Annotated in this window: 3 protein-coding genes; all 3 read left to right on the top strand. The window is 42.7% G+C overall.

The window, feature by feature from the left end; genetic code table 11:
- The first annotated feature begins 269 nt into the window (after positions 1-269).
- Positions 270-2600 (top strand): TonB-dependent receptor, encoded by a 2331-nt coding sequence (locus tag B5F71_RS18850; RefSeq protein ID WP_087213408.1) that lies wholly within the window; start codon positions 270-272, stop codon positions 2598-2600.
- Positions 2601-2764: 164 nt separating this feature from the next.
- Positions 2765-3019: a hypothetical protein gene (locus B5F71_RS18845; RefSeq protein ID WP_225226422.1), complete on the top strand. Its 255-nt coding sequence runs from the start codon at positions 2765-2767 to the stop codon at positions 3017-3019.
- Positions 3020-3350: 331 nt separating this feature from the next.
- Complete coding sequence (locus B5F71_RS18840) at positions 3351-4367, top strand: porin (protein ID WP_087213405.1); 1017 nt, start codon at positions 3351-3353, stop codon at positions 4365-4367.
- Positions 4368-4548 lie beyond the last annotated feature (181 nt).

The following is a 4548-nucleotide window of genomic DNA, read 5'->3' as shown; positions in this document are numbered from 1 at the left end:
AAGTTCCGCCTGAAGAAGCATCTGAGCGATACTCTGCAAGACGGTCTTCCGGATGAAATGACACTCGACAGATGGGTGGCAGAGTTCTGAAAAATGAAAATGTAGATTTGGGGTTTGGTGTAAAACGTATGATAAACCATTGTATATTAATATAATACATGGATTTTTATTCTGATTAAAATGTAGATATACTTTTTATACACTTTTAATTTGTATATACTAACTTTGTGGTCGGAATAGATAATCGTAAACAATAAGAGTAATATACAATGAGATTTATTAAAGTATTTTTGTTTGTGCTGACAGGAATCATACTACCTGTCAGTTTATCCGCACAGACAGTAAGCGGAAAATTGATTGACGAGAACAGCCAACCGTTGCCATACGCCAATGTGGTGCTGTTGTCATTGCCGGATTCAGCGTTTGTAAATGGAACCATTAGCGGTGAGGATGGTTCTTTCACACTGGAGTCAACATCGGAAAATCAGATAGTGAAAATATCCTCTATCGGATATAAGACCGTATGTAAGCCTGTATCTCCGGCCAATATCGGTATCGTGCAGCTCGTATCAGATGCACAACAATTAGGGGAAGTTGTTGTAAAAGCAGACTTACCTAAAACACGCGTAAAAGGGGATGCCATGGTGACTACAGTTGCGGGTAGCATCCTTGAAAACGCAGGAACAGGAAACGACCTGTTAAACAAAATACCTGGCGTATCAGCCAATGAGGGGGATATTAAAGTTTTTGGTGCCGGAACTCCTGAAATATATATCAACGGACGTAAAGTACGGGACAAATCCGAACTCGACCAACTTGCATCCGACAACATCAAGAGCGTGGAAGTGGTGAACAATCCCGGCTCGCGCTATGATGCGACAGTCAATGCGGTTATCCGCATTCAGACTAAAAAGCCACAGGGAGAAGGGTTCGGTTTCAACAACCGTTTTTATACAGGCTACGGTTACGGATGGAATGTGTTGGACCAGTACAACTTCAATTACCGAAAAGGAGGCTTCGACCTTTCGGGTATGCTGTATGGCAAGAAAGGATACACGGAAGACCGCAAGACCATCACACAGAAAACGCTGTTGGATAAGACATGGATACAGGATTCATATCTCTGCACACAATATGACATGAAAGATATTTCGGCCATGCTGTCGCTAAACTATCAGTTTAACGAAAATCACTCTCTGGGTGCACGCTATGATTATGACCGGACACCGGAACGTCATGAAACGGTAGACCCGATGAATACCCTGGTGTATCAGGATGATGCTCTTTATGAGGAGAGTCACACTACGGGCTGGAGAAATACACAGGAAACCAGACATACCCTCAATGCCTATTATAACGGACGTATAGGAGACTGGAACATAGACTTCAATGCGGACGGTTTCTGGTCGGATACCAGAAGCCCACAGGAGATGCTCGAGCAGTTCACTCCGGCCGAAGGTTCCTTACAGAAACAGACCGTCACAACCAACAATCTTACAAACAATACACTTTATGCTGCCAAACTGGTATTCGGACATCCCTTATGGGGCGGCAATCTGTCGCTTGGTGGAGAATATACCTATACGGACCGGGATAATTCATACACGAATGTGGAAGGAATCCTGAATGACAATAACAGCAACATCAAGGAAAACTCTACTTCGGCATTTCTGGAATATGCCCGCAGCTTCGGCAAACTTCAGGCACAGTTAGGTGTACGTTATGAGCATTTGTCTTCCGACTATTACGAGGATGGCAAGTATATGGACGAGCAGAGCAGGACATACGACAACGTATTCCCATCCGTATCCTTGAATCTTCCGATTGGTAAAGTACAGACACAACTGACCTACACCGGCAGTATCTATCGCCCTACATACTGGATGCTGAGAAGTGACATCATGTACGGAAACCGATATACCTACGAAGGGGGTAATCCGCTGCTGAGACCGTCACTGATAAACCGTCTTACACTGAATGTATCATACAAGTGGATATACCTCAACTCACGATATATACACGGTAAAGATGCCATTACACAGTTGAGCAGGGCATATTCGGAAGACAATCCAACCGTTTCGTTACATTCCTTCTACAACATGTATAACAGTGACAAGTTATATACCACACTGACCTTGTCTCCAACAATCGGATTATGGTCTCCACAGTTCAATTTTCTTCTGCTCCAGCAATGGTATAAAGTGGAAACATCCAATGGAACAGAAAACTTCAATAATCCGATATTGAGCTTTGCCTGGAACAACAATTTCAAGCTGCCTCTTGGTATCAGTCTCGATGTAGATTTAGGTTTTGACACGCCGGGTGACAACGAAAATACAAAGGTCGAAGAAGGGTGCTGGTTTGCCAACATCAGTCTTTACAAGAGTTTCCTTAAAGACCGCCTTTCGGTTCAGTTGAAAGCTAATGACCTTTTCAATTCCTATCAGGCAAAATCAACTGTTTACAGTGGCAACCGTCTGATGACAATCAAAATGGAAGCCCGTAGAAATATCAGCATAACTTTACGATATAAGTTTAATGCAGCCAAGAGCAAGTACAAAGGAACAGGAGCCGGAGACAGCCAGAAGAACCGTATGTAAATCATCGTAACAATAACAAGCAGTAATGTGGTGGAAAAAATAAATCGCCAAATTGTGATAGCTTCATCTGGTGTAAGATTAATAATCTTGCGCTTGTAAGATTAATAATCTTACAGCCTGAAGATTAATAATCTTACCGAAAAGGCAGTTATATTGGAAACTGTATGCTTCAATGTTCATACAAAATCAAGCATTTCAATGTGGGTGCCGGTATGCTTTATCCCTTTAAGTCCAAAGGATGGAGCGGTGGCACAAAATTGCTGAGCAATGAGGTACGGAAAGAAACTTGGTCCTTCATAAAGGATAACGGGAACATGTTCCTGCTCACTCTGTCATGGGATTTCAGTGTGGGAAAGAAACACCATGCAGGAACCAAGGTCACGAACAATGTAGACCGGGAAACTGGTATCGTTATGTAACACAATCTTTAAACATATATTTAAACGACAGGCTCTAAGAGCCTGTTTAAATTTTGCTCAGGTTAATTTTGCGAATTGTTTTCGAGGATGTTTTTCTGACTTTATGAGGAAGATAGCGGGCTATCTGACGAATAAAATCGGGAAAACAGACCGGAAACAAACGCAAAAGAACCTGATAGAATATTACTTTATTGGAAAATTTAAACAGGCTCTAAGTCCGAGCACATTTCAAAACAGGCTCTTAATAAAATGTAACATGTTTGTAATATGTTTGACATAAATAGTTTACCTTTGTCCTTTACCTTTGCACAAGTTAAAAATGAAGAGACAAATGAAAAAATATCTCTCTGCGCTGTTGTTGGCGCTCTCTGTAGCATCTGTCGGTGCTCAAGATTTTAGTTGGAAAGATGCGGTTCCCGAGATTCACGGTACAGTGCGTGGAAAGTACGAATATCAGACTACGACCAATGAGCAACGTTTCCAAGTGCGTAACGCACGTGTCAGCGCGACTGGCAGACTGCTCCCTATCGTGAGTTATAAGGCTGAAATCGACCTTTGCGACGAGGGGGTTATCAAGATGTTGGATGCCTATGCAAGGGTTACTCCATTTAAAGGTTTTGATGTCACCATCGGGCAAATGCGTGTGCCTTTTACCATTGATGCGCACCGTTCTCCTCACTTGCAGTATTTTGCTAACCGCTCGTTCATTGCCAAGCAGATGGGTAGTCTGCGCGATGCGGGTGCCACGTTGAAATATAGTATGAAAGAAGGTTTTCCCTTTTCGTTGGAAGCTGGTTTGTTCAGTGGTTCAGGATTGACCGAACAGAAAGGGTGGCACAAAGCTTTGTCTTATTCAGCAAAACTGGAGATGCAGCCTTTCAAAGGGTATAATCTGACGTTAAGTACGCAGCGCATTCGCCCGTTCGACCGCAACATCTACATGTACGACCTTGGCACTTATTATGACTGGAATAACTGGCATTTCGAGGTAGAAGCAATGTATAAGGATTATGCTCACTCTTCGTTCGAGAGTGTGTGGGCAGTGGATGCTTTCATCAATTACGATTATTTCATCAGGAAAGAAAAAAGCTTGATAAAGAAAGTGTCTTTTCTGGCACGTTTCGACTATATGGGCAACAACAGCGATGAATTGGATGAGGATGGGATAGATTACATCATCACCGACCACGAGCGCAAGCGTGTTACTGGCGGTTTGACGTTTAGTTTTGGTAAGCCTTTCCAAGCCGATCTCCGCTTGAACTATGAGAAATATTTTTACGATGACAACTCGTTGGCATTGGAGTCGGAACAAGATAAATTGGTAGTAGAAATGATGGTTCGCTTCTGATAATTTGCTTTTATAAACATTTGTTTGAAGCCGTCCTGGTTGTAGTGGTTACACCTGGGGCGGCGTTTTTTTATTAGAAGCTGTTTTGAATTTATCGTGCGATGATTTGGGATGAGTTTTTGAGGCATTTTCGCTTCTGTGATGAGGAAGATAGCGGGCTATCTGACGAAGAACAGGAGCG

Origin of the sequence: Bacteroides sp. An269 (assembly GCF_002159755.1) — a bacterium.
In the GTDB taxonomy this organism is placed as follows: Bacteria; Bacteroidota; Bacteroidia; order Bacteroidales; family Bacteroidaceae; genus Phocaeicola; species Phocaeicola intestinalis.
The sequence above is the reverse complement of the archived record's forward strand: the minus strand, read 5'-3'. Positions and strand labels throughout refer to the sequence as shown.